The sequence below is a fragment of the Stenotrophomonas hibiscicola ATCC 19867 genome, assembly GCF_000382065.1.
GTDB lineage: Bacteria > Pseudomonadota > Gammaproteobacteria > Xanthomonadales > Xanthomonadaceae > Stenotrophomonas > Stenotrophomonas hibiscicola.
Genome location: NZ_KB907498.1, coordinates 57,029 through 81,248, shown reverse-complemented (window position 1 = coordinate 81,248; position 24,220 = coordinate 57,029). Strand labels below are relative to the sequence as shown.

Annotated in this window: 21 protein-coding genes and 3 pseudogenes; 2 read left to right on the top strand and 22 right to left on the bottom strand. The window is 61.9% G+C overall.

All coding sequences use genetic code 11. From position 1 onward, the window contains the following. Nucleotides 1-22 precede the first annotated feature (22 nt). The 4 genes and pseudogenes from G370_RS0100350 to G370_RS1000000121125 form a co-directional block, all read right to left on the bottom strand. Nucleotides 23-493, bottom strand: a complete 471-nt coding sequence (locus G370_RS0100350) for a hypothetical protein (RefSeq protein WP_227844176.1) — start codon at nt 491-493, stop codon at nt 23-25. Then, the gene (locus G370_RS0100345; protein WP_019658813.1) at nt 490-780 is read right to left on the bottom strand and encodes a hypothetical protein; all 291 of its coding nucleotides are present in this window, start codon (nt 778-780) and stop codon (nt 490-492) included. The genes G370_RS0100350 and G370_RS0100345 overlap by 4 nt, the downstream gene beginning before the upstream one ends. A 141-nt stretch (nt 781-921) precedes the next feature. Next, nucleotides 922-1,776 (bottom strand): annotated as a pseudogene (locus tag G370_RS01000000120565) (PA0069 family radical SAM protein); the annotation flags it as partial. A gap of 339 nt (nt 1,777-2,115) precedes the next feature. Continuing rightward, a pseudogene (locus G370_RS1000000121125) lies at nt 2,116-2,895 on the bottom strand (IS5 family transposase). Between the two features lie 202 nt (nt 2,896-3,097). On the opposite strand from G370_RS1000000121125, the gene G370_RS1000000121500 reads away from it, so the two are divergent. Beyond that, nucleotides 3,098-3,484, top strand: a complete 387-nt coding sequence (locus tag G370_RS1000000121500; protein ID WP_154081295.1) for a hypothetical protein — start codon at nt 3,098-3,100, stop codon at nt 3,482-3,484. Nucleotides 3,485-3,612: 128 nt separating this feature from the next. Here the strand turns inward: G370_RS1000000121500 and G370_RS01000000120555 are convergent, their stop codons facing one another. From G370_RS01000000120555 to dnaA, 18 genes and pseudogenes are all read right to left on the bottom strand, one after another. Continuing rightward, on the bottom strand, nt 3,613-3,984 hold the full coding sequence (locus G370_RS01000000120555; RefSeq protein WP_019658810.1) for a hypothetical protein: 372 nt from the start codon (nt 3,982-3,984) through the stop codon (nt 3,613-3,615). A gap of 49 nt (nt 3,985-4,033) precedes the next feature. Further along, nucleotides 4,034-4,924, bottom strand: coding sequence for a hypothetical protein (locus G370_RS01000000120550; protein WP_019658809.1), 891 nt, complete (start codon nt 4,922-4,924; stop codon nt 4,034-4,036). A 1,441-nt stretch (nt 4,925-6,365) separates the two neighbouring features. Next, entirely contained in the window at nt 6,366-7,457 is a 1,092-nt protein-coding gene (locus G370_RS0100315) for a PA0069 family radical SAM protein (protein WP_019658807.1), read from the bottom strand. Between the two features lie 315 nt (nt 7,458-7,772). Next, a pseudogene (locus G370_RS1000000121120) lies at nt 7,773-8,014 on the bottom strand (radical SAM protein); the annotation flags it as partial. A 144-nt stretch (nt 8,015-8,158) separates the two neighbouring features. Beyond that, nucleotides 8,159-8,902, bottom strand: coding sequence for a pyridoxine 5'-phosphate synthase (locus G370_RS0100305; protein WP_019658805.1), 744 nt, complete (start codon nt 8,900-8,902; stop codon nt 8,159-8,161). A 9-nt stretch (nt 8,903-8,911) separates the two neighbouring features. Further along, nucleotides 8,912-9,181, bottom strand: a complete 270-nt coding sequence (locus G370_RS0100300) for a hypothetical protein (protein WP_019658804.1) — start codon at nt 9,179-9,181, stop codon at nt 8,912-8,914. Nucleotides 9,182-9,221: 40 nt separating this feature from the next. Beyond that, complete coding sequence (gene cls, locus G370_RS0100295; protein WP_026346894.1) at nt 9,222-10,682, bottom strand: cardiolipin synthase; 1,461 nt, start codon at nt 10,680-10,682, stop codon at nt 9,222-9,224. Nucleotides 10,683-10,783: 101 nt separating this feature from the next. Then, the gene (locus tag G370_RS0100290; protein WP_005411740.1) at nt 10,784-11,197 is read right to left on the bottom strand and encodes an ExbD/TolR family protein; all 414 of its coding nucleotides are present in this window, start codon (nt 11,195-11,197) and stop codon (nt 10,784-10,786) included. A gap of 3 nt (nt 11,198-11,200) precedes the next feature. Continuing rightward, nucleotides 11,201-11,626 (bottom strand): ExbD/TolR family protein, encoded by a 426-nt coding sequence (locus G370_RS0100285; RefSeq protein WP_005411739.1) that lies wholly within the window; start codon nt 11,624-11,626, stop codon nt 11,201-11,203. 62 nt (nt 11,627-11,688) lie between these two features. Continuing rightward, nucleotides 11,689-12,450 (bottom strand): TonB-system energizer ExbB, encoded by a 762-nt coding sequence (gene exbB / locus G370_RS0100280; RefSeq protein WP_004132614.1) that lies wholly within the window; start codon nt 12,448-12,450, stop codon nt 11,689-11,691. Between the two features lie 93 nt (nt 12,451-12,543). Next, a complete protein-coding gene (locus G370_RS0100275; RefSeq protein WP_010487418.1) occupies nt 12,544-13,212 on the bottom strand; it encodes an energy transducer TonB in 669 nt (222 codons plus the stop codon). 143 nt (nt 13,213-13,355) lie between these two features. Beyond that, a complete protein-coding gene (locus tag G370_RS0100270; protein ID WP_019658802.1) occupies nt 13,356-14,543 on the bottom strand; it encodes a tetratricopeptide repeat protein in 1,188 nt (395 codons plus the stop codon). Between the two features lie 132 nt (nt 14,544-14,675). After that, nucleotides 14,676-15,482 carry a M48 family metallopeptidase gene (locus G370_RS0100265; protein ID WP_019658801.1) on the bottom strand — a complete coding sequence of 269 codons (807 nt, stop codon included), beginning with the start codon at nt 15,480-15,482 and terminating at the stop codon, nt 14,676-14,678. Nucleotides 15,483-15,553: 71 nt separating this feature from the next. Further along, on the bottom strand, nt 15,554-16,399 hold the full coding sequence (locus tag G370_RS0100260; RefSeq protein WP_019658800.1) for a CPBP family intramembrane glutamic endopeptidase: 846 nt from the start codon (nt 16,397-16,399) through the stop codon (nt 15,554-15,556). A 67-nt stretch (nt 16,400-16,466) separates the two neighbouring features. Beyond that, complete coding sequence (gene gyrB, locus G370_RS0100255) at nt 16,467-18,926, bottom strand: DNA topoisomerase (ATP-hydrolyzing) subunit B (protein ID WP_019658799.1); 2,460 nt, start codon at nt 18,924-18,926, stop codon at nt 16,467-16,469. 112 nt (nt 18,927-19,038) lie between these two features. After that, nucleotides 19,039-20,133 carry a DNA replication/repair protein RecF gene (gene recF / locus G370_RS0100250; protein ID WP_019658798.1) on the bottom strand — a complete coding sequence of 365 codons (1,095 nt, stop codon included), beginning with the start codon at nt 20,131-20,133 and terminating at the stop codon, nt 19,039-19,041. A 979-nt stretch (nt 20,134-21,112) separates the two neighbouring features. Then, nucleotides 21,113-22,213 (bottom strand): DNA polymerase III subunit beta, encoded by a 1,101-nt coding sequence (gene dnaN, locus G370_RS0100245; protein ID WP_005411731.1) that lies wholly within the window; start codon nt 22,211-22,213, stop codon nt 21,113-21,115. A 275-nt stretch (nt 22,214-22,488) separates the two neighbouring features. Beyond that, on the bottom strand, nt 22,489-23,820 hold the full coding sequence (gene dnaA / locus G370_RS0100240; protein WP_019658797.1) for a chromosomal replication initiator protein DnaA: 1,332 nt from the start codon (nt 23,818-23,820) through the stop codon (nt 22,489-22,491). Nucleotides 23,821-24,075: 255 nt separating this feature from the next. Between dnaA and rpmH the strand changes: the two genes are divergently transcribed. Further along, nucleotides 24,076-24,216, top strand: coding sequence for a 50S ribosomal protein L34 (gene rpmH, locus G370_RS0100235; protein ID WP_005411729.1), 141 nt, complete (start codon nt 24,076-24,078; stop codon nt 24,214-24,216). Nucleotides 24,217-24,220 lie beyond the last annotated feature (4 nt).

Here is a 24,220-nt window from a genome sequence, read left to right as displayed (position 1 = left end):
AGTTCGTTATGCCGTCGGTGGATTACCGGGCCTCAGGAGAGCAGTAGTAGTCGCCGCCCCTGTCCGAGTCCCAGTAGGTTCCTCCATAGAGCTTCACCGTACTGCCCCTTGTCGTCAGCTCTACCGAGCGCGCCAGTCGATCCTCGCAGAAGACCATCAATCTGTAATCGCGCTGCCGTTTGTCTTTCTGCAGTCGCCACCGCTTCTCTGCGGCTTGTTTGATGAAGAAAGCGGCGATCTGCTCTGGATCAGATTCGAGTTCGGCGTCGAAGACGGCCCCCAGGAACGTGACCTTCGGTAAGAACGTAACGTTCGTGGGATGGACCCCTGAAGGGAGTTCAAAGGTATCGGTGGCAGCGCGCAGTTCTGCTTCTGTAGGCTTTCCGGTCCAATCGCCACGTCCGATGGATCCAAACATTGAAAGATAAGTACCGCTTGTCAGGGCCGCAATGACAGTGCACAGGAGCAGATGGCGCAACGGTACCTTTTTCAAGGCCCATTCCCCGACTGTCGTTGTTCGTCGCAACTTGAATCCCGCAAGGCTTCAGTCGTCTTTGCCCCGTGCACCGGATCATGGATGCTCGACGGAGCGAGGGGCTTGCGAGGACGACGGCGATACAGGATCCCTCCCGCTGCCCCACCAAATATGGCAGTGCCGAGGCCGATCAGCTCTTCGCTGCCTAGCGGATCCGCTGACAGCAATTTGGCCACCGTCAGTAGAAGAAAGTTCCATGGGAGCATCCACAGGAACGCGATGCCCAGCCAGTAGATGAACTTCATTTCATGCGCTCAAGGATCCGGAAGCGTCGACTCGACCCGGTAGGCGGAGCTGTTCTGCATCCATGATGCTGAACTCCCCTCTCCCCAGTCCCCGCCTTTGCTGCGGATTGTTACCGTTGCGTGGCGCTGCGGTCCAGAGTTCTAGAACAGACTGCCCTGCGGTGACTCTTTCTTTGGCGGCAACGGCTTCTGGAACCGGCTGCAATCCAGCTTCGGCCAATGGCTGTTCTGCGCATTGAAGCCCAGCCGCTTGCGTGCCAGCTTGAAGCGGTTGCTCAACAATTCCGCATACACACCCTGGCCACGCATGCGGGTACCGAACTGGCTGTCGTAGTCCTTGCCGCCGCGCAGCTGCTGGATGGTGCTCATCACGTGCGCGGCGCGATCGGGATGATGGGTGTCCAACCAATCGCGGAACAGCGGGGCCACTTCCAGTGGCAGGCGCAGCAGCACGTAGCCTGCGGTGCTCGCACCTGCGTCGCGTGCGGCTTCCAGCACGGCTTCCAGCTCGCTGTCGTTGATCCACGGAATCACCGGCGCCACCATCACCCCGACCGGAATGCCGGCTTCATGCAGCCGCTTCATCGCACGCAGCCGTGCGTGCGGTGCCGATGCGCGCGGTTCCAGCTTCGCGGAGAGATGCGGGTCCAGCGAGGTCACCGAGAAATGCACGCTGACCAGGTTCTCCGCCGCCAGCGGTGCGAGCAGATCGATGTCACGCTCGACCAGCGCGTTCTTGGTGATCAACGAGAACGGATGCCTGGTTTCCAGCATCACTTCGATCAGCTGGCGGGTGAGCTTGAACTTGCGTTCGATCGGCTGGTACGCATCGGTGTTGATGCCCAGTGCGATCGGCTGCGGTACGTAGCCCGGCTTCGACAGTTCCTTGCGCAGCAATTGTGGTGCATTGGTCTTGGCGAACAGTTTGGTTTCGAAGTCCAGGCCCGGCGACAGGTTCAGATAGGCATGAGAGGGTCGCGCGAAGCAGTAGGAACACCAACACTATATGTGTTCGAGGAAAAGTGCTCATACGTCACTCTTGAGTATCGAAGTCCTCTAGAGACTAGTCGCTGGAGGCTTTCACTTTGCCTCCTAACCTAGGCCAGTGCGGGGCGGGTTACGGTCCCTGGTGGCGTCCGGGGGCCCTTGCTGGAAGTCCTTCGACTTCTATGCGCTCAACCGAGGCTCGCGGGTGGACGAGGCAGCCGAAAGCGAGCAGACAATGACTGCGTTACATGGAAGCCACCCATCAGCGGAGACTGCAGCCCCTTGAAGGGACGATGTTTCACTCAGGTCCAATTGCTTAGGGATTGTCCTGTCGGCCGTTTAAACCGGCTAACAAATCCCATCAACGAGGCGCAGGTAGCTGATGGTGCCGGCGAGCTTGACCAGTCCCGAATGGGTGTCGACTTGATGCTCGAAACTGATGAGCAGCTTACCGAATCCCGCGAATCACACGTGCGGGCGCTCGTCCACCCAGCGATGACGCCCAAGGCGTTCACTGCTCTGGACACCTCGCCGTGTGATGCGGCCCTCGATGCCAGGCTGGCGTAGCGCCTGGCGGCACTTGTCGTAGTCGTAGCCCTTGTCTGCATGAACTTTGTCGGCCCGCTTCCTCGGTCTGCCTTGCAGACCTGCGACCGGCTGTACTGCGTCGATCAGGTCCTTGAAGAACATCGAATCATGCCGATTGGCACCACTCACCAAGATCGCCAACGGCAGTCCCGTCCATCGGTCAGGATGTGGCGTTTGCTACCGAGCTTGCCCCGGCCGGTCGGGTGGGGCCAGTGTCCAGGCCCCCCGGAGGCTCGAGATGCTCGTGCCGTCAATGCTGGCCCGGCTCCATTCGGTCTTATCGTACTGGCGCAGGCGGTGCAGCGTTGTCTGGTGCAGACGATCTCAAACACCCTATCGTTGCCACTGACGCAAGCGCCGCCAGCAGGTCATGCCGCTGCCAATGCCAAGCTCCTGCGGGACGTCTTCTCATGCGATGCCGGTCATCAGCACGTCACTGCACCGCGGCCTGCCTCCCGTGCGAGAAGGCTTGGACGTTGGGACAGAGGTCCCAGGTCCTGCTAGAGTTTCTGGCTGATCAGGCCCGTTTCGTCCTCCAATTGACAATGTTTCGTCGGGCAAGTCCCTGGTTTTGTTAGTCGCTCTTGGATGGATCGCTCAAAGCCTCCATGAAGTCCGGCGGAACCACTAGGCACTGCCCAATGCTGCAGAAGACGGGTTCCAAGCCGCGGTCGGCCTATGAATCGTGCCATCTGCCGTCTTTTCCAACTAAGCCAGAAGGGTCTCGACTAGCGCTTCTGGCATGAACCTGTGTTCCAAGCTCCCAGTATCCCTCCATGATGCAGAGCGAGAACGGCTCTTGGTCGCCCGTAGCGTACTGATTCAACGCTCTCAGGAAGCTTTTCCTGAGAGGTCGAACTTTGAAAGGGAGTCGGACACCAATGCTGTAAAGAAGTGCCATTCGTTCGATGCGGTGAATATCTGCATCGTTCCCAGGGCGCGCGGCACTGTCACCGACATCGGCCACCATGATCTCTGCAACGAATGGGTTCTCAACGCGTATTCGTGCCTGCAACTGGCCCACTTGACGCTGCAGCCGCATACGGCGCCCCCACCAACAACTGCAGCGCTAGAGATAACCATTCCTGCCGAATCCACCTGCTCCGGAGACATCGACATATCGTATTGATCTGTTCCCCCACGCAACGACACCGGCTACAGGAATCATGCCGTCTATGGCAACATCACGAGTGACTCAAACAACAAGCCCGTCGAATGGCGGGCTCGTTCTTACTCAATCTTGCCTGACCCTTCTGATCACTGTTCCGCCACAAAGATCACGATCTGATCAGGCTCAGAAGGGTCATTAGCGAAAATCCTGACCCTCGTACAAGCCTGTTGAATCCTCAGAGTAATCAACTTCTCGTTCCTGGCATCACATACTGATAGCTCGTGATTCGGCGTGGACAACACACCATCGAAGACCATACCGCCCGTTTCCAGCCCACCCAGATCATCGGTCAATGTGACTGTGGTCTCTCCGTCCGAGGAGGCTAACGTGCCAACTGCAATACAGGAACCGGTAGCCGCTACAAGACCTGCGGTTATCTGATCCGGCAACACTCCGGCTTCATGGTCCATGACAAAGATCAGCGAATTGGGAGGTGACAAAGTTATGGATTCCTTCATTTCTTCCTCAGTTCTTTAGCGGCCTCAAGCCCTTGTTGCCTACTACAGGTCAAGCACTGGCGCGGTAGAAGTACCTATAGTTCAGGGTATAGGTGGCCGTCGCCCCGGCCGGGTGGGTCACGGTGTAGATATAGGGTCCCAGCACATCAGGCATGCGGGGATCGCATTCAGAGCCCTCTGGCGTGGGGCCGAAGATCGGTGGGCGCAAGGTTCCATTGGGTGAATAGGTCCATCGGGAGCCATCCGGCAAAATGACGGCGGCTAGACCCCCATCAAGGCGCGACCCCAGCGCTCCTGGCTCACGATACTGGTATGTCCAAGTCCGGCCATTGGCCGTCGCACTGGTAATTCGCCCTCCAGTATAAGTGATGCTGATACTGCGGCCGTCGCTGCTACTGATAGAAGTCAGCTTGTCGCCCGTGTAGCCGTAGTTCACCCAGTTGCCGAAGCGGTCCTCGGCCCGGGTGGCCATGAAGAACACATGGCTGCGCGACAAATAGCGTGTGGGTGCTAGCGGGTTGTCCTTGTAGTTGCTGAGGGGCATCTCGCGGCTGACGACCCAGTTCAAGGAGTACGTGATTCCCTGCGGGGTGACGACCTGAAAAGCCTCGCCAGGAACGCCGTTCTGAGTCTGCGGTAAACAACGCACGCGTATGTCGCCAACGGTCACCCAAGGATAACTTTTCCCATCGCGTGGCATTGGAATGTTGGCCGAAGCAACCAGCAACTGCGCGTCACTCTCCCCCGGCAGATGCAGGTTGTAGCCGTTCCAGATCAGGTCTTCCGGGTAGGGCGTGCTTTCCCCGATGAAGGGCTTCTTCTGCAGTGAGCAGCGCTGGTAGCGGGTGGCATCATCGTCTGCCCCAACCACCCAGCCACGGGAACTGAAGATGCCTCCCAGGTAGGGAACGTCCAGATCCCAATCATAGAAGCCGGCCAAGTCGCCAGGTCTGGCGTCCTGATGGAGGTAACGCTCACTGATTGTCCGCTTGCGACGGAGCGCTACAGACAGAGCGTTGTTGCCCGGGATGGTGATATCCGTTATCGAAAAGTCGAGTTGCCCGTTGAAAAGGGATACGTTTTTACCAAAGGAACCTTCATCCAGCTGCCCAGTGTGCTGAGCCTTGCCAACCTTGTTCGCATATTGCGACTCAGGTTCGACCCGATCCTGTGCCCCTGCAGTACCACAGACGAGGCATGCGATTGCTGATACTACGCACTATTTTCTGGAAACCATTCCTGTCCCCTGGCAGTAGATGAACGATTCGTTCATGAACCGCTGAGAGTTTGCACCGGATCGCGAGCGTCGTGGCCATAGGGATTCCCCGCATCGTGCTGCAGGAAATCTCCGACACGCGCCCAGTGCATAAGCTATGGGATGGCAAGAAGAACGTAACAGTGGCTAGCGCAGGACTAGCATCAATCATTATCTGTGAGAAGGAGGAGACTGGGGCTTCTTGTCGCTACCTATCAGCATTAAGCCCAATATTCACTCCGAGCGAGTGCCGCCTAGCCTAGATGTCGCGGGGCCGAATGGTGGCGCGTACCCGGAACCGCTATGGTCAGAGTTCGGGGGCAAGAGTCCTGCTGACGCCTTCGTATTGCTTCGAGAGAGGGCGAAGACCGCAACTTCCCTAGGTGGCTGGGTGACCACTGAGTGCTTTTCAGGATTGCCATCCAGCCAAGGGCGAGTGCCATCATCCCAACTTACTTCCTCGCGTCGACTCTGAATCGATCCGAGCGGCCCGAGCGAAGTAACTCGGGAGCTTCGGGAGCACTTTATTGTTGAATTATCATGAACTTCATAGTATGCGTTCCTCAGGGTATGGCTGCGAACGCCCCTGGCTCGATCGCATTGCAGGGGTCCGTGCTTCTCCGATAGGGATACCCTTCAACTTTTTTGCCTGTAGGCAACCATGTCCGAGGTCCTTTGACCTCTACCTACCGTTAGTGGTAGTGGCGCTCATTTGCATGCTTGCCGCAAGCCATACATGTCCGATGCAAGCTGTATCGGCCTTGCTTCTCGGGACCAAGGGGGCCGCCACAGTAGGGGCAGATAGGACCAAGCCCGAGCTCAGCTTGCCTGCAGCGATAGGTTGTCCAAGCCCCGAGAATAACGGCACAAATCACTCCGGCCACTGGGAGCCAGATCATCGCCTGATAGAACCCTCTGGTCATGCTGTTGCCGCTTAGCGAGGACACTATGAGCGCGCAGATCAAGGACAAGAAAGCGGCCAGCAGCGCAGGGAAGTACAAGCGCAGTAGCTTCAGCCAGTTCATAGGTTTGCTCTCCGTCGTCGTGGGAAGGCTAGGCTCAGCCAGTCTCACGGCGTGAGACCGCTTCGTTCCTAGTTTCCTGCAGCAATCGCTCTTTTTCGGCGTTAGAAGAGTTGGCCTTGTGGGGAGTACTCCCTAGGAGGCTGGAACAGTTCTGTGTTTAGAGGCGGCAGCTTTGTGAAGCCAAGCTGTCGGTGTGCCTTCTTAAAACGCTGCGCCAGGAGATCTGCGAAGGGCCCGGTACCACGCATGCGAGTTCCGAAGGTAGAGTCGTATTCCTTCCCACCATGCAGTTGGCGCATCAGGCTCAGCACATGTTCCGCCCGATCCGGATAGTGCAGCTCCAGCCATTCTTTCCAGATTTCCTTGATCTCGTTGGGTAGACGCAGCAACACGTATCCTGCAGCCCGCGCTCCATGGGCATGAGCTGCTTCGAGGATCGCCTCGAGCTCGTTGTCAGTGATGCGGGGAATTACTGGGGCAACCAGTACTCCTACCGGAACGCCGGCTCTATGCAATGCATCCATCGCCCTCAGTCTCGCATGCGGTGCCGCTGCCCTGGGCTCGAGCTTGGCTGACAGCTTTCGATCAAGTGTGGTCACGGAGAAGTAGACCGTGACCAGACGATCCTTCGCCATCGCTGCGAGCAGGTTGATGTCGCGGGTGATCAGCGCACTCTTGGTGACGAAGCTCACAGGGTGGCGCGTCTCGGCCAGGAGCTCAAGGCATTGGCGGGTAATCTGATAACTCCTTTCGATAGGCTGGTAACCATCTGTGTTGATGCCTAGCGCGATTGCTGCACATTTGTAGCTCGGACGGCTTAGCTCACTACGCAATCGCTCTGCGGCGTTCGTCTTGGCAAAGAGCTTCGTCTCAAAGTCCAAACCCGGCGATAGGCTCAGGTAAGCGTGCGAGGGTCTGGCGAAGCAGTAGACGCATCCATGTTCACATCCCCTGTAGGGATTGACCGATGCGCTGAAGCCAACATCAGGTGAAGTGTTCCGGCTGATCACACTCCTCGCCCGCTCTTCAGTTACCTCGGTCCTCAGCGGGGGCATCTCGCGAAGATCTTCATAGACTGATTCCCAGCCATCATCGATTCCGACTGTCGCTGTCGTATCGAACCTGCTCGGTACGCGTGAGGCGGAGCCTCGGCCTTTGATTGGCGCTTGGACCTTGCGGGCGTCTTGTTCCATATCTCCCCCAAGCCCTTCAGTGAGCAATTAGTATTATTGCTAACCACAGGCAGTGCAACTGACGGGGATTCATGTAGCCGTAGGGACTGAGCTGAATTCGACGTCCCACTGCCCCCAGAGTTATCCACACCTTCAATGGTAGGCGCCGTTGCGCCTGGCGGCTCGGTTGGGTTCTTCGAAGTACGGGCACGAACCAGAAGTCGTTTCATTGGCCTTGGCAGAGAGGCGCGGGCTGCATTCCGTGTGCAAAGCGCTCATCAGAACACGCATATGTAATTGTTTTATATAAATAATTGCCGTGAGCACTTACGGCACGTTCGCACCATGCTCGCAACCGCGGTACGGGTTCACCGACTGGCTGAAACCGACATCCGGCGAGGTGTTGCGGGTGATGATGCTGCGTGCGGTTTCGGCGCGCACTTCGTGCGCAGGCGCGGCGTGAGGAATTCCTCGCTCTCGTCCACCGCCCAGCCGTCGTCCACCGCCTCGCTGACGGTGCTTTCAAAGCGCCCGGCAAGGTGGGACGTGGAACCTCGGCCCTTGATCGCGATACCCATTGCGGCAGATTACGCCGCAGCCGTCTCAATGGCTGCGACGGCTGCCTGAAGGGTTCAGGGCAAGTCTGAGCCGAGCGTGGGCTCGGCTCTACAGTGGATACGGATAACTTTTGTAGAGCCGAGCCTACGCTCGGCTGCAATACATCAAAGCAGCGCCAAGTACCCGCGCACGGTTGCATCCAGCCCGTCATACAGCGCCTCGCCGATCAGCGCATGGCCGATCGACACCTCCAGCACGCCCGGCACGTGGGCCAGGAAATCGCGCAGGTTGTCCTGCGACAGGTCGTGGCCGGCGTTGACGCCCAGTCCCACCGCCTGCGCGCGGCGTGCCGCGGTGGCGAACAGCGCCAGCATCGCCTCGGCATGGCCGGCGCCGTGTGCTTCGGCGTAGGGGCCGGTGTAGAGCTCGACGCGGTCGGCACCCACCTCGGCGGCCTGCTCCAACAGTGGATTGCCGGCGTCGACAAACAGGCTGACCCGGCAGCCCATTGCTTTCAGTTCGGCAACCAGCGGGCGCAGGCGCTCGCCGTCACGCTCGAAGTCGAAGCCATGGTCGGAGGTGATCTGTCCATCGCCATCCGGCACCAGCGTCGCCTGCGCCGGGCAGGTCTGCGCGCACAGCGGCAGCAGGCCTGGGTAGCCCTCGCGCGGCGGCGCGAATGGATTGCCTTCGATGTTGAATTCCACGCCACGCGCACGGGTCAACGTGGACAGCGCCAGCACGTCCTCGGCGGTGATATGGCGGCGGTCCGGTCGCGGGTGCACGGTGATGCCATGTGCACCGGCATCCAAGCAGGCCTGGGCGGCACGCACCACGTCCGGTTCGGCACCACCGCGCGAATTGCGCAGGACGGCGATCTTGTTGACGTTGACGCTGAGCTGGGTCATGGAACGGGACTACTTGGAAAGAGGGGATGGATCGTGGTCGATGGGGTCTTCATCACGGCGGGCCTGGGCCTGCTCACGCAGGCGGCGCAGTTCTTCGGCATCGACCAGCGTGGACGGATCGCGCTGCAGATCACCGAAGCGGGCCACGTAGCGGCCACGTACCCAGGCCAGCAGGAAGGCGAGGGCGGCCAGCAGGCACAGGCTCATCAGCCCGGCGCTGGGAGTCTTCAGCGCGAAGGCGAAACAGCCCAGCGCCAGCAGCAGGTACAACCAGTACATAATCGGGCTCCCCGAGTGATCGGCGCAGTGTAGCGCTGCGTCAGAGCAGCGGCGAGGCCAGCCGGGCGAAGGCTTCCGGCAGGCGGTGCAGCCACAGCGAGCGGCCGGCCTGGTCGTGCACCCGCGTGGAACGGTCGAATTCGCCCTGCAGCAGTTCGGCCAGGGCAGCCACCCGGTCACGGTCGCTGATCATCATCGACAGCTCGAAGTTGAGCCGGAAGCTGCGGTGATCGAAGTTGGCGCTGCCGACGATGCAGACATCATCATCGGCGATGAAGGCCTTGGTATGCAGCATGCGTGGGCCGTACTCGTAGATCTTCACCCCTGCGTGCAACAGTTCATCGAAGTAGGAGCGGGCGGCCTGGGTCACGAACCAGGAATCGCTCATCTTCGGTACCAGCAAGCGCACATCCAGGCCGCCGAGTGCAGCCGAGGTCAGCGCCATCCGCGCCGCTTCACCCGGCACGAAATACGGTGTGACCAGCCACACGCGCTCGTGCGCTTCCTGGATCGCCGCCACATGCAGGCGATGGATCGTTTCCCAGCCCGAGTCCGGGCCGGAGACCAGCACCTGGGCGTTGATCGCACCGTCACCGCGCAGCGGCATGTCGGCTGGCCACAGGCGGGCGATGTCCATGCGCGAGGGATCCTGCCCGCTGGCGTAGAGCCAGTCCTCGGCAAATACCAGCTGCAGGCTGCGCACTACATGGCCGCGGATGCGCATGTGCAGGTCGCGGTAGGCATCCGCCCTGCGGCTTTCATCCTCGTCGTCGGTGATGTTGATGCCACCGGTGAACGCCAGCCGGCCGTCGACGATCACCAGCTTGCGATGGGTACGCAGGTTCAACCAGGGGCGCTTGAACGGCTTCAGCAGCTGCCGTGGGTGGAACCAGATCGCTTCACCACCGGCGTCGAGCAGCGGCTGCAGGAAGCGGCGGGGCAGGGCGGAAGAGCCCACGGCGTCGAGCAGCAGGCGAACCTGCACGCCGGCCTGTGCGCGTTCCACCAGCGCGTCACGCAGGGCGGTGCCGGCATGGTCCGGGTTGAAGATGTAGTACTCCAGATGCACGTGGTCGCGTGCCTGTGCGACGGCCTCAAGCAGCGCCGCGTAGGTCGCCGCGCCGTCCACCAGCCATGTCACTTCGGTGGCGCTGCTCGGCGCAAGCCCGGTCGTGGCCTGGGCGATCTTGGCCAGCTCGGTGCAGTCGGCGTCGGGTGGGCAGACGTCGCTGTAGTGCTCCATGCCCGACCGCGCGCGGCCACGGCGCAGACGCTGCCGCTTCACCTTCTGCGGGCCCAGCAGGTAGTAGATGAACAAGCCGAGGTAGGGCAGCAGCGCCAACGACAGGATCCAGCTCAGCGTGGCGACCGGCTCACGCTTCTGCAGCATGATCCAGCCGGTCAGCGCGAGCAGGTACAGCAGGTAGGCCACCGCCAGGATCGAGCCAAGGTGGGCGATGCCGTCGAGCCAGTGGCGCAGGGAGTCGAAGAGGGCGAGCATCCGCCGATCATAGCGGTCCAGGCCGGCAGGCATAAAAAAAACGCCCCTGTCTCCAGGGGCGTCTGCAGTCGCGTCATGACTGTTGTGTTGCGGTGTAGCGATTACTGCTGCACAAAACCGATCTTCTTCATCTGAGCGTTCTTCGCAGCGGCCAGAACCTTGGCCATCACGTCGTACTCGGAATCCGGGCTGGCGTCGATGCGCAGTTCCGGCTGGTTGGTCGGGTCACGCTGGACCTCCTGCTCCATCCGCTGCTGCAGCTCACTGGTATTGATCGGGCTGTTGTTCCACGAGACCTGGTTGCTGGCGTCGATCTTCAGTTCGATCGGCGGCGGCGGTTCGACCAGCTGCGGCGGTGGGTTGAGCACGCGCTGCGGCAGGTCCACGGCGATCGGGTACGTCATGATCGGCGCGGTCACGATGAAGATGATCAGCAGAACCAGCATCACGTCCACGAGGGGCGTGACGTTGATGTCTGCCATGGGGCCCTTGCCACCACCACTACTGAATGCCATGGCTTATTGCCCCTTTTCTTTGGTCGCGACGAAGCCGACGTCAAGCATGCCCTGCTCCTGCGCGACCTTGGTCAGGTCGTTGATGACACGCATCTTGGTGGTGCGGTCACCACGCAGGTTCAGCGGCGGCTGCGGGGTCTGCTGGGCGGCGGTCGCCAAGCGCGACTCGAGAGTCTGCTTGTTGATTTCTTCGTCGTTCCAGTAGATCGAGCCGTCTTCCTTGACTGCCAGGGTGATCGGTCCGGAACGCTTTTCAGCGTCTTCCGGCTTCTGGATCAGGTTGGCTTCCGGCAGATCCACCTTGACCTTGTGGGACATCAGGGGCGCCGTGATGATGAAGATGATCAGCAGCACCAGCATCACGTCCACGAGGGGCGTAACGTTGATGTCGGCCATGGGGCCGCCGCTGTTACCACTACTGAAAGCCATAACGGGCTCCGTCTAGATCTTGGTGACTACTTACGTTCGTCGCTGGGTGACGCGCGCCGCAATCAGCGGACGCGCGAGCCGGTGGCGAAGAAGTCGTGCAGGTCGTGCGCGAAGGTATCGAACTTGCTGATGGTCGCGCTGTTGATCTTGCTGAAGAAGTTGAAGGCGAACACGGCCGGGATCGCGACGAACAGACCGATCGCGGTCATGATCAGCGCTTCACCCACCGGGCCGGCAACGGCGTCGATCGAAGCGGAGCCGGTGGCACCGATCTTGATCAGCGCGCCGTAGATGCCCCACACGGTACCCAGCAGACCGACGAACGGAGCGGTTGCACCGACGGTGGCCAGCAGGGTCATGCCCGACTGCAGCTTGTTGCTTTCGCGGGTCACGGCCTGACGCAGGGCGCGGTCGACGAACTCCGAACGGCTCAGGTTCTCACCCACGCCGCCGGTGGCGCCGCCTTCAGCGCGCTGGTGGTGGGCAGCCGCCTGGGCAGCGTCCAGGGCGATCTTCGAGAACGGCTCGGAAGCCGGCTGTTCTTCCATCGCACGGATGGCGTCCTGCGCGTTCGGGGTGTCCCAGAACAGGCTGACGACGCGATCGGCGGCGCTCTTCAGGCGGGTAGCACGGAAGATGTTGATGACGGTCCAGTACCAGGACATGGCCGACATGACGACCAGGGTCAGCAGCACGACCCAGGAAACCGCGAAATCACCCGGCTTGGTGGTCATTTCGTGGATCAGGTGCTCGAAGCCCATCTGCGACAGGGCGTTGGACGGATTGCCCCCGGCAGCAGCGGCGATGAAAATTTCCTGCAGCATGACGCTTACCTTTGTTGTGTGTGGTGATAAAGGGTGTAGCTAAGCTAAACAATCGAACCGGGAGCGGGGGTGGCCGGCGGCCACCCGGGCGCATCAGTTCAGCGCAAAGTTGACCGGAACGCGAACGCGACCTGCCGTCTTCTTACCGCCTGCTTCAGCGGCGTTGAAGCGCCACTTGCGAGCCGCTTCCATCGCAGCACGGTCCAGGTCGCGGTTACGGCTGGACTTTTCCACCGTGACATTGGTGACGTTGCCGCTGGCATCGACATCAATGATCAGGATCACTTCGCCCTGGATACCCGCGCGGAAGGCTGCCGGCGGGTAGCGCGGCGGATTCATGGCCTTCGACGAGATGTCCACGCTGGCCTCGATCGAGGTCGGCGGTGCCGGCGGTGCCGGCGGCGACGGCGGGGTGACGATGTCGTTCGGGCGCGGCTCCGGCACGTCCACGACCGGCGCCTGCGGCGGCGGCGGGACCGGCGACGGCTTCGGCGGCGACAGATTCTTCACCGGCGGCGGTGGAGTATCCGTCGGCGGCGGCGGCGGCGGCGGCGGGGGCGGCGGCGGCGGTGCGTCGACGATGGTCACCATGACGTTGCGCTCCTTCTCCGCAACGGCCTTGGGAGCCACGGCGGGAATGAGGAGCATCATGAAGGCGGCCAGATGCAGGGCAATTACAAACGCGATGCCGACGATGCGAGGCCAGCTCAGCCCCTTGTCATCGGGTTGTTCGTACCGGTGAACGACTAGTTGTTCCGTCATGCGCCAAGAGCTCAATAGTGGGGCCGGGATGCCGGGGGCGGAATCCCTGATCAGCGGTGCATGACACCGCAGGAACCTCCAAACTTATACCAATCCTGAGCGCCTGCGCATCAACTGTGCAGGCATTCAGGCGTTATTCCTACTTACTTCAGGTTGATGATTTTCTTGGCATCAGCCTGGTTCTTCACACCCTTCGCCAGCGCCTGCTGGGCGGCCTGCTTGGCCTCCGGGATACGACCTTCGGCATGCAGGACGCGTGCCAGGTTCAGGTAGGTCTCACCGTCCTTGGACAGCGGGGCAGCCTTCTGCCACGCATCGATCGCCTGCGGCACCTGGTCGGAGTAGTAGTAGGACTGGGCCAGCGCCAGGTAGACCTGGTAATCCGGCTTCAGGATGCCCTTCTGCAACCCTTCGTTGATGACCGCGATGACGTCCTTTTCCTTGTGTTCGGTGTTGGCATAGATCGAGTACAGCTGCTTGTACTCGCGCTCTTCGGTGAGCTGGCCGCTGCTGCGCAGCTTGTCCATCACCGCGGCGGCCTTTTCCATCTGGTCGGCCTGCATGTACATGCTGGCCAGATTCAGCTGGGCCTTCTTGTCGTTCGGGTTCTTGGCGGCCAGAGCCTCGGCTTCCTTCACCGCTTCGCCGGACTGGCCGGCTTCGGCGAGGGCCGCCATCAGCAGCTGGTTCCAGTTGTCCTTCGGTTCGGTGGCACCGGCGATGGCCTGCTTCAGCACCGGGATCGCTTCCTGGTAGCGCTCCAGCTGGTACAGCGCCTGGCCCTTGGCGATCAGCTCTTCCGGCTTGGTCGACTTGCTCTCGGCGAAGTACTTGTCCAGGGTCGCCAGGCCTTCGGCGGTCTGGTCTTCCTGCAGCTGCAACTGGCCCAGCATCAGCATGGACTGGAAGTGGCCGTTGTTGTCCAGTCCGTTGAACTGCAGGACCTGCTTCAGGTAGGCAATGGCAGCCGGGGTATCGTCGGTCTGGTAGGCAGCCTGCGACGCCAGCTGCGCGGCCAGCGACTTGTCATACTCGTTCGCGGCGCTGTCAGCCAGGATCGCGTCGGCCTGCGCGCGCGTCTCCGGGAACTTTTCCTTGTTGTAGCTGTCAATCATTTTCTGAAGCTTGCTGCCCAGCTTGGCCGATGCCTTGACAGTCGGCTCCTGGCGGGTCGCGTTGGGGTACAGCGCTTCGGCCTTGGCCTGCTTGCCGCCGCGGTTGCCACGCTCGGAGGAACGCGAGGATTGCGCGAAGGCATCAGTGACCACGGCGCCGGTCAGGGCGGTCGCGACGAGGACGGAAAGCACAGCTTTGTGGTTACGGAAAATCATCGTTCACCTCGATCGAACCGCCGGATAGCGGCAAAGTCGGACTGTCAGAAAAATCTGAGCCGCCAAACGTATCAGAAACAGATGGCGTGAGAAATCGTTTTATGTGCTGCAATACAGCATAGAACTGCGCACTCATCCGCACTTTGGCCGCAGCCCGGCGGCCTGCGCCTGCTGGTAGACCGGCGTCAGCCCCGGCGCATCGCGCCGCAGTTCCTGGATGCGGTTGGCCGGATCAGGGTGGGTGGACAGCCACTGCGGGCTGCGGCCACCACTGGCAGCCATCATGTTCTGCCACAAATCGACCGCCTGCGCCGGGTTGAAGCCGGCCTGGGCCATCAGTCGCTGGCCGATTACGTCGGCCTCGCTCTCCTGGGTGCGCGAGCCGGGCAGCAGGAAGGCCGCCTGCGCGCCCATTCCGCCAAGCTGGTTGACCGTGCTGGCGGCACCTTCACCGTACGCCGCACCGGCCAACGCACCGAGCACCGCCAGTCCGGTCTGTGCGCCCATCTGGCGGGTGATGCGCTCTTCGTGGTGACGGGCAATGACATGCCCGATTTCATGGCCGATTACGGCGGCCAGCTGATCCTGATTCTTGGCGACGGTGAAGATGCCGGTGTTCACGCCAACCTTGCCACCGGGCAGGGCAAAGGCGTTGGGCTCCTTGTCGACGAACACGGCCGTCTCCCACCGTACGCCACGGTATTGAGGCGGCAGCTGCGCGACCAGAGCGTTGACCACGCACTGCACATAACCGTTCTGGCGGCCGTCGGTGCTGATCTTTTCCTTCTGCTTGGTTTCGGCGAACGCCTGTGCGCCGAGCTGGTCCAGCTGTGCCTGCGACACACCGCCCACCATCTGCCGGCGGCCGGTAGGGGAGGTCGTGGTCGCGCAGGCGCTGACCAGGGTGGTGATGACAAGGGCCAGCAGCAGTTGTTTCATGGGTCCACCCCCGTGTTCATATGCGCAGTGTGTAGCGTAGCGGCTTAATCTTTCGTCAAGCGGACACGGCGTTACGTTGCCCCGAAAAACACAAGCGCGGCAAGCGCCACGCCGTTGTTCAGGGCGTGCGCGGTGATCGCGGCCCAGAGCGTGCCGGTGCGCTGGTACAACCAGCAGAACGCGGCGCCCATGCCGCCATAGACCAGCCACAGCTGTGCGATTTCGGCCGGGCCGTTTGCACTGGTGCCAGGGATTTCATGGATCAGGGCGAAAGCAAGGCTGCTCAGTACAATACCCAGCCACGGGCGCCCCGCCTTCCACAGGCGTCCAAACAGCACGCGGCGGAACAGCAGTTCCTCGTAGGCCGGTGCCAGTACCACCGCGAACAGCATCAGGAACAAGGGGAAGCGCGCGATCGCGCTCTGCATCAGCGCCAGGTTGGTGGGGACCGGTTCGATGCCGAACTGCTTGGCCAGGAAGGCGATACCGTTGCTGCCCAGCACGATCAGGGTCGCCACCAGCAGGGTCCAGCCCCAGGTGGAGGGGCGGCGCAGTGCCTGGCGCGACGCATGACGTTCGGCGGCGTTGGCCGGCCGTCGCCAGAAGTACAGCAGCAGCGCGGCGCCGCCGGTGGCAAACAGCGCCATGAGAATCTGCGCAAGTGCGCCGGGCTGGCCCAATGACGCCGCCACCGAACTGGCGTCGGGTGCGCCAGCGCCGGCCTGCGCGGTCGCGTAACCGACCACCACGCCACGGTACAGGCCCCACAGCACGCCGCTGACCAGGCTCAGGCCGAACAACGTGACAGCGGCGATGCCCAGGTCGATGAAGAACCCCGCCAACGGCGAAACCGCACGCGGCGCGACAGAAGACGGCGGAACCGGGGGCGGAGCGGAAACCGGGGCGGATGCGGACATCAGGTACCTGCGTTCAAGAGTCGAAAGCCGGCGCGCCTCCCCGCGCGCCGGCCGTGTCCGGATTGTGTCAGATATCCAGGTTTGCGACCTTCAGCGCATTGTCTTCGATGAAGTCGCGACGCGGTTCGACGACATCGCCCATCAGCGTGCTGAAGATCTGGTCGGCAGCGACAGCGTCTTCGATGCGCACCTGCAGCAGTCGGCGGGTCTCCGGATTCACCGTGGTGTCCCACAGCTGCTCCGGATTCATTTCACCCAGGCCCTTGAATCGCTGGATCTGGCGGCCGCGCTTGGCCTCCTCGAGCAGCCAGTTCTGTGCCTTGGCAAAGCTGTCCACTTCGATCGACTTGGCGCCGCGGGAAATGGTGGCGCCTTCGCGGATCAGGCCGTGCAGCAGCTTCGAGGCCTGATGGATCGCGCGCAGTTCGCCGCTTTCAAACGCCGACATCGGCAGCACCTGGACGTGCTGTTCGCCCATGTGGCGACGGGTCACCAGCACAGCGGCCGGGCGCTCGTCGTTGGCTTCCTGCAGTTCCAGCGTAAAACGCGGGCTGCCCAGGCTGCCCTGGTTGAGCCGCTTGGCAAGTGCATCCAGCCCTTCGCCTTCACCCGCACTGCGCAGGCTCTCCAGGTCCATCGGCACGAAATCGACCAGCGCTTCAAGCAGGTTGCGGTCGTAACGATGTGCGTTGCGCTCGATCGAATCCAGCGCGGCCGCGTAGGCCAGAAGCAGCTTCTCCAGCGCAAGGCCTTCGATGCCCGGTTCGCCGGTGGCCGGCACCAGCGTGGCGTTTTCCACCGCGCTGCTGGCCAGGTAGCTGTCCAGCGCCGGGTCGTCCTTCAGGTACAGCTCCTGCTTGCCCTGCTTGATCTTGTACAGCGGCGGCAGGCCGATGTAGACGTAACCGCGCTCGATCAGTTCCGGCATCTGACGGTAGAAGAACGTCAGCAGCAGGGTGCGGATGTGAGCGCCGTCGACGTCGGCGTCGGTCATGATGATGATCTTGTGGTAACGCAGCTTGTCCGGGTTGTACTCGTCGCGGCCGATGCCGGTGCCCAGCGCGGTGATCAGCGTACCGACCTGGTCGGAGGACAGCATGCGGTCGAAACGCGCGCGTTCCACGTTGAGGATCTTGCCGCGCAGCGGCAGCACTGCCTGGTTCTTGCGGTTGCGGCCCTGCTTGGCCGAACCACCTGCCGAGTCACCCTCGACGATGAACAGTTCGGACAGCGCCGGATCCTTTTCCTGGCAGTCGGCCAGCTTGCCCGGCAGGCCGGCGATATCCAGCGCGCCCTTGCGGCGGGTCAGGTCGCGGGCCTTGCGCGCGGCTTCACGCGCGCGCGCGGCGTCGACGATCTTGCCGGCGATCGCCTTGGCTTCGTTGGGGTTTTCCTGCAGGAACTCTTCCAGGCGCGCACCAAAGGCGTTTTCCACCGCCGGACGCACATCGGAACTGACCAGTTTTTCCTTGGTCTGGCTGGAGAAGCTCGGGTCCGGCACCTTCACCGACAGCACCGCGATCATGCCTTCGCGCATGTCGTCGCCGGTCAGGTTGATCTTGGCCTGCTTGGCGATGCCGTTCTGCTCGATGTAGTTGTTGAGCACGCGGGTCAACGCACCGCGGAAACCGGCCAGGTGGGTACCACCGTCCTTCTGCGGAATGTTGTTGGTGAAGCAGTACATCGTCTCCTGGTAGGAGTCGGTCCACTGCAGCGCCACCTCCACGACGATGCCGTTGTGCTCGCCAGTGACCGAGATGACGTTCGGATGCAGCGGGGTCTTCAGCTGGGCCAGATGCTCCACGAAGCTGCGGATGCCGCCTTCGTAGTGGAAATCATCGCGACGGCCATCACCACGCTCGTCGGCAAGGACGATCTTGACGCCGGAGTTCAGGAACGACAGCTCGCGCAGGCGACGGGCCAGGATGTCGTAGTGGAATTCCACGTTGTCGTGGAAGGCGACGGTCGACGGCCAGAAGCGCACCGTGGTGCCGCGCTTGGTGGTGGTTTCCAGCTTGGCCAGCGCGGTCACGGCGGCGCCGTTGCTGAACTCCTGCTGGTAGTGGAAGCCGTTCTGGAACACATCCACCACCAGCTTCTGCGACAGCGCGTTGACCACGCTGACGCCGACGCCGTGCAGGCCGCCGGAAACCTTGTAGCTGTTGTCGTCGAACTTGCCGCCTGCGTGCAGGACCGTCATCACCACTTCGGCAGCGGACACTTCGCGACCAAGCTTGGCGCTCATCTGCTCGTGCTTGCCGGTCGGAATGCCGCGGCCGTTGTCGGACACGGAGACCGAGCCATCGGCGTGGATGGTCACTGCAACGTGGTCGGCGTGGCCGGCCAGCGCCTCGTCGATCGAGTTGTCGACCACCTCGAACACCATGTGGTGCAGACCGGTACCGTCATGCACGTCACCGATGTACATGCCGGGACGCTTGCGGACAGCCTCCAGGCCTTCCAGGGCCGTAATGCTGTTGGCGTCGTAGTTGCCGTTGTTTGCCGGGGTGTTCTGTTCGTCGCTCATTGCGCTTGCCGTAGGCTCCGCAGGTCGGCCACCGCGTGGAGCGGTGTGCCGAGAATGAAAGGATTCCAACCCGAATTATACCAGCCGGGGTTGTGCGGCCCTGGTGTGCCCACTATGGCACAGCCATGATCTGTGCATGTTCCACGTGGAACCGGGCGATGTCGGTCAGCGCCTGCAATGCCGCCGGGGTTTCGGTGGCGGTGATGAAGATCTGTGCCGGGCCATTGAGCAGGCGCTCCAATACCCGCGCCTGGTGAGTGCGATCCAGTTCCGACGCCAGATCATCCAGCGCGATCACCGGCCATTCCCCGCGCTGTTCCGCATAGTCCTCGGCCTGCGCCAGCAGGCATGCCAATGCCGTCAGCTTGGCTTGGCCTCGGGACAGCGCATCGCGACCAGGAATGCTCTGGAAATCCACGCTCCAGTCTGCCCGGTGTGGGCCGACCGAGGTATACCCGGCCTGCCGGTCCCGTTCCCGGGCCAGAAGCAGGGCGTCGGCCAACGGAAGTTCATGCCGCCGCCAGCCAGGGCTCAGGTCCAATCCCTGGATGCCCAGTTGCGGCGCCAGGCTGGCGGCCAAAGCTACAGTGCGCCGCTGTAGACGCTCCAGGTAGTGCTGGCGGCGGCTGGTCAGCGGTTCTCCGGCCTCGGCCAGCTCGTGATCCCAGGTATCGAGCATCCGCGACGGCCCGCCCTGCTTGAGCAGGGCGTTGCGCTGCTTCAGCGCCCGGGAGTAGCGGCGCCACAAGGCCAGAAAATCCGGTTCCACGTGGAACAAGCCCCAATCGAGGAAGCGGCGGCGGGGTTCGCCACCACCACTGACCAGTGCGTGGCTTCCGGGCTCGAACGTCACCACGGCCAGTGCTGCGCAGAGATTGCCCAGCTGCGCGACATCTTCCCCGTCCAATCGGCCCTTCCAGTCCTGGCCACTGTGGCGCAACCCGGCTTTTCGGCGGCGGGGCGGGTGATTGGCACGCTGTTCGTCCCATTCAACGAAGATTTCCAGCGCTTCCTGGCCCTGCCGCACCAGACCGTCGCGCACTCGACCACGGAAGCTGCGCCCATACGCCATCAGATGCAGGGCTTCGAGCACGCTGGTCTTGCCGGCACCGTTGTCACCGGTCAGCAGGTTCAATCCCGGCTGGGGCGACAGGTCCACCGCACTGAAGCGACGCAGTTGATGCAAGGCGAGGCGGCGGATCTGCATGGGGCGCGAAAGACCATCCGCACGAGGCGGTAGAGGGGCAGGGAATCCATCAGCTTACTGCATCGGTCAAGCCGGGCGCGGTGGCAGGCCGGTCGAGCCGAAGGTGCAGCTTCTGCACCATCGATGGACGCGTTCCACGTGGAATGCGGATGACGCGCTCGCACGTTCCGGGCTGCAAAGGCCCGAAATTTCTTCAAATCTGCGCGAGGTTCCAGCGTCCAGGCCCTCGGATTTCGCCGATTTCGCGAGCACTGCAGGGCCACCCGCTGGACACCTCGCGGGTGGCTCCGACGGATGACCCCGCCGATTCCTTCAAATCTGCGATCCGATGCCTTGGAGGGTTCCACAGATTTCAAGAAATTCAGGACGCTCGTTCCACGCTGTCCACAGCAGGGATGTATGACTTATACACAAGGTATGGGCAATCTGTGGATAAAAAAGCCCTTTTGTTAAGCGCTCAAAACTATCCACAGGTTCCCCCCCAGCCCGAGTACCCTCTATACAGGGGGTTTCAGGCTCATAAATCCCTTTAAAAACAAATAGATAATACATTTTTCCACGAAATCTGGCTCTACCATCACCACCACGCTTTAGATTTATACCCAGATTTAGAAGCTAGGATTTCCCCAAATTGCCCCCGAGCCGGTCTGTGGACAGTGCCGTTTGCAGAAGCGGAGGACCTCCTCCAGGAAGAGGATCTGCTGCTTCCAGCAGTGAAGATCAGGACAGCGAAGTGGGATATGCGAAGAACTCGCTGCCAGAACCCCAAAAACATGGACCCCGACGAGCACTGCAAGGCGACCCCCCCAGAGTCCTGGATCCTGAGTTGCTTCGAGCAAGCGAGATCGAGTTGGTCTGGAGCCAAGCAGGGCGCGTCCGGACTTTCTCCGATCTGTTTCGACAATGCTCCACGTGGAACATAAAAAAACGCCCGGGAGGTCCCGGGCGCTTCTGGGTTCCACGTGAAACAGCGTTTCCGTCAGAGACGCAGCGGCATCACCACGTGGCGCGACTTCTCGCTGCTGGATTCACGCACCAGCGCCGAGGAGTTGGAGTCGCGCAGCTGGATGATCACTTCCTCGTCGCGCAGGGCAGAGAGGGCATCCAGCAGGTAGTTCACGTTGAAGCCGATGGCCAGATCACTGACCGTGGTGTCAGCTTCGATCTCTTCCTGGGCTTCTTCCTGTTCCGGATTGTGCGCGCTGATCTTCAGGTTCCCCGGCGAGACTTCCACGCGAATGCCGCGGTACTTCTCGTTGGACAGGATCGCGGCGCGCTGCAGCGAGGCGCGCAGGGCTTCGCGGTCCACCTTCACTTCACGGTCGGCACCGATCGGAATCACGGCTTCATAATCCGGGAAGCGGCCGTCGATCAGCTTCGAGGTGAAGGTGACATCGTCGCGCTTGACGCGGACATGGCTACGGCCAACTTCCAGCTCGATCTCGCGATCGCCGCTTTCCAGCAGGCGCTGCAGCTCGGTCACGCCCTTGCGCGGCACGATGATCTGGCGCTTGGAACCGCTGGGCTTGGCCAGGTCGGTTTCGCAAAGGGCCAGGCGATGACCGTCGGTGGCGACGGTGCGCAGCGCATCGCCGCGCAGGTCGAACAGCAGGCCGTTGAGGTAGTAGCGCACGTCCTGCTGGGCCATCGCGAACGCGGTGCGCTCGATCAGCTCCTTCAGGGTTGCTTCGCCGATGGCCACGCGCTCGGTGGCTTCCACCTCGTCCACCGACGGGAAGTCATTGGACGGCAGGGTGGCCAGGGTGAAGCGGCTGCGACCGGCCTGCACGGTGATCTTGTCACCGGTCTGCGAGACGGTGATCCGGCTGCCGTCGGGCAGGGCGCGGATGATCTCGAACAGTTTGCGGGCGGGAATGGTGGTTTCGCCGTCCTGGGCATCTTCAACCGCGATCCGCGACACCATCTCCACTTCCAGGTCGGTACCGGTCAGCGACAGCTGGCCGTTCTGCACCTGGACCAGGAAATTGGCCAGAACCGGAAGGGTCTGGCGGCGTTCGACCACGTTGACGACCTGTGCCAACGGCTTGAGAAAGGCTTCGCGCTGCAGTGTGAAACGCATGTGGTTCCGTGCCCCTATGCTTTAAAAAATGTGGAATAAATCAAAAGCTTGGTGGTGCTGGTAGAGACAGAATCGCTGGAAAACAACGCTAAGTCTTTGTAAATAAAAGAGTTTCTGGCCTCGAAACCCTCTGTATTACCGACCCCCAGAGGGTGGGGAAAGCTGTGGGTAACTCCAGCGCGATTTCAAACGCCATTTTTATCCACAACGTGTCCCGCGCTTGCTACCGGATTCTGCACCGTTTTGTGCGATGACGCCTCATCGGCATCCGTGCATCATTCGCTCAGCTTCCGGATCAGCTTGTCCCAGTCCTCGCGAAGCTTGCCGTCGGTTTCCATCAGGGTCCGGATCTGGCGGCAGGCATGCAGCACCGTGGTGTGATCGCGACCGGCAAAGGCGTCGCCGATCTCGGGCAGGCTGTGCTCGGTCAGTTCCTTGGTCAGGGCCATGGCGACCTGGCGCGGGCGGGCCAGCGAGCGGGTCCGACGCTTCGACAGCAGATCCTTGATCTGCAGGCCGTAGTAGTCGGCAACGGTTTTCTGGATGTTGGGAATGCTGATCGCCTGCTGCTGGGCGCGCAGCAGGTCGCGCAGGGTTTCCTGGGCGAATTCGGTGGTGATCGCGCGGCCGGTGAAGTTGGCGCGGGCGGTCAGGGTATTGAGCGCACCTTCGAGGTCGCGCACGTTGGAGCGCATCTTCTTGGCGATCAGGAACGCAACATCATCGGGAATCTCGGCGCCACGTTCGCGCGCCTTGGCCAGCACGATCGCGGCGCGGGTCTCGAAGTCCGGCGGTTCGATCGCGACCGACAGACCCCAGGCAAGCCGCGACTTCAGGCGCGCTTCCAGGCCTTCGACCTCGCGCGGATAGCGGTCGCAGGTCAGGATGATCTGCTGCTTGCCATCGAACAACGCGTTGAAGGTGTGGAAGAACTCTTCCTGGGTGCGGTCCTTGCCGGCGAAGAACTGGATGTCATCGATCAGCAGCGCGTCGACCTGCTGGAACTGGCGCTTGAACTGATCCATGGTCTTTTCCTGCAGGGCCCGGATCATCGCGCTGAAGAACTGTTCCGAACGCAGGTACAGCACCTTCGCGCCCGGATTGGCCTGGCGCATGGCGTTGCCGGCGGCGAACATCAGGTGGGTCTTGCCCAGGCCGGTGCCTCCGTACAGCAGCAGCGGGTTGTGCGCGCGGTCGCCCGGCTTCTGCGCTGCCTGGAAGGCGGCGGCCAGGCCCAGCTGGTTGCTGCGGCCTTCGACGAAGTTGGCGAAGGTGTAGTGATTGTCCAGATTGCCGGCAAACGGCACCTGCGGTTCGCTGGACACAGGCGCCGACGACGTGGAAACCGGCGCGTTCTGCGTCTCCACAGGGCGCGGGCGCGAGCCGATTTCAAGAAAAACGTCGCTGAAACCGGCGAAGTGAGCCAGCAGTTCGCGGATCCGGGCCAGGTACAGCTCGCGGACCTGGTCGACGATGAAGGCATTTGGTGCATACAGCACCAGGCTGTCCACGCGCAGATCGGCCTGCAGCGGCTTCAACCAGGTATGAACGTCTTCCGGCGGGAACTCCGCTTCGAGGCGCTCGAGACTACGGGACCAGGCATCCATCAGCAATAATCGTCCGGTGGCCGGTGCATGGACGCGACAAGGCGCCCAGACACAGGCCGGAAAGGGGGGAAATGGATGGCTCAGACTACCACCGAGCGCCCGCCTTCGGAATGCTTGTCCCCTACTTATTCACAAAAACATCCACAGCTATTGCACAGCCCGGTGAATTCGCGTAGTCCCCAGGGGTTGACGTGAGGGGGGGGGCCTCTCTAGAATTTCCGGTTCTTTCCGTCCCATTCATACGAGAGGCCCCCAATGGCCACGAAGCGCACCTACCAGCCCAGCAACCTCAAGCGTAAGCGCGACCACGGCTTCCGTGCCCGTATGAAGACCGCTGACGGCCGCAAGATCCTGTCGCGTCGCCGCGCCAAGGGCCGCAAAGTCCTGAGCGCCTGATTGC

Coding starts and splice junctions, on each gene's coding strand:
- G370_RS0100345 (WP_019658813.1), bottom strand. CDS start 780: ATGAAGTTCATCTACTGGCTGGGCATCGCGTTCCTGTGGATGCTCCCA.
- G370_RS1000000121500 (WP_154081295.1), top strand. CDS start 3,098: ATGAACCTGTGTTCCAAGCTCCCAGTATCCCTCCATGATGCAGAGCGA.
- G370_RS01000000120555 (WP_019658810.1), bottom strand. CDS start 3,984: ATGAAGGAATCCATAACTTTGTCACCTCCCAATTCGCTGATCTTTGTC.
- G370_RS0100315 (WP_019658807.1), bottom strand. CDS start 7,457: ATGGAACAAGACGCCCGCAAGGTCCAAGCGCCAATCAAAGGCCGAGGC.
- G370_RS0100305 (WP_019658805.1), bottom strand. CDS start 8,902: ATGACCCAGCTCAGCGTCAACGTCAACAAGATCGCCGTCCTGCGCAAT.
- G370_RS0100300 (WP_019658804.1), bottom strand. CDS start 9,181: ATGTACTGGTTGTACCTGCTGCTGGCGCTGGGCTGTTTCGCCTTCGCG.
- cls (WP_026346894.1), bottom strand. CDS start 10,682: ATGCTCGCCCTCTTCGACTCCCTGCGCCACTGGCTCGACGGCATCGCC.
- G370_RS0100290 (WP_005411740.1), bottom strand. CDS start 11,197: ATGGCATTCAGTAGTGGTGGTGGCAAGGGCCCCATGGCAGACATCAAC.
- G370_RS0100285 (WP_005411739.1), bottom strand. CDS start 11,626: ATGGCTTTCAGTAGTGGTAACAGCGGCGGCCCCATGGCCGACATCAAC.
- exbB (WP_004132614.1), bottom strand. CDS start 12,450: ATGCTGCAGGAAATTTTCATCGCCGCTGCTGCCGGGGGCAATCCGTCC.
- G370_RS0100275 (WP_010487418.1), bottom strand. CDS start 13,212: ATGACGGAACAACTAGTCGTTCACCGGTACGAACAACCCGATGACAAG.
- G370_RS0100270 (WP_019658802.1), bottom strand. CDS start 14,543: ATGATTTTCCGTAACCACAAAGCTGTGCTTTCCGTCCTCGTCGCGACC.
- G370_RS0100265 (WP_019658801.1), bottom strand. CDS start 15,482: ATGAAACAACTGCTGCTGGCCCTTGTCATCACCACCCTGGTCAGCGCC.
- G370_RS0100260 (WP_019658800.1), bottom strand. CDS start 16,399: ATGTCCGCATCCGCCCCGGTTTCCGCTCCGCCCCCGGTTCCGCCGTCT.
- gyrB (WP_019658799.1), bottom strand. CDS start 18,926: ATGAGCGACGAACAGAACACCCCGGCAAACAACGGCAACTACGACGCC.
- recF (WP_019658798.1), bottom strand. CDS start 20,133: ATGCAGATCCGCCGCCTCGCCTTGCATCAACTGCGTCGCTTCAGTGCG.
- dnaN (WP_005411731.1), bottom strand. CDS start 22,213: ATGCGTTTCACACTGCAGCGCGAAGCCTTTCTCAAGCCGTTGGCACAG.
- dnaA (WP_019658797.1), bottom strand. CDS start 23,820: ATGGATGCCTGGTCCCGTAGTCTCGAGCGCCTCGAAGCGGAGTTCCCG.
- rpmH (WP_005411729.1), top strand. CDS start 24,076: ATGGCCACGAAGCGCACCTACCAGCCCAGCAACCTCAAGCGTAAGCGC.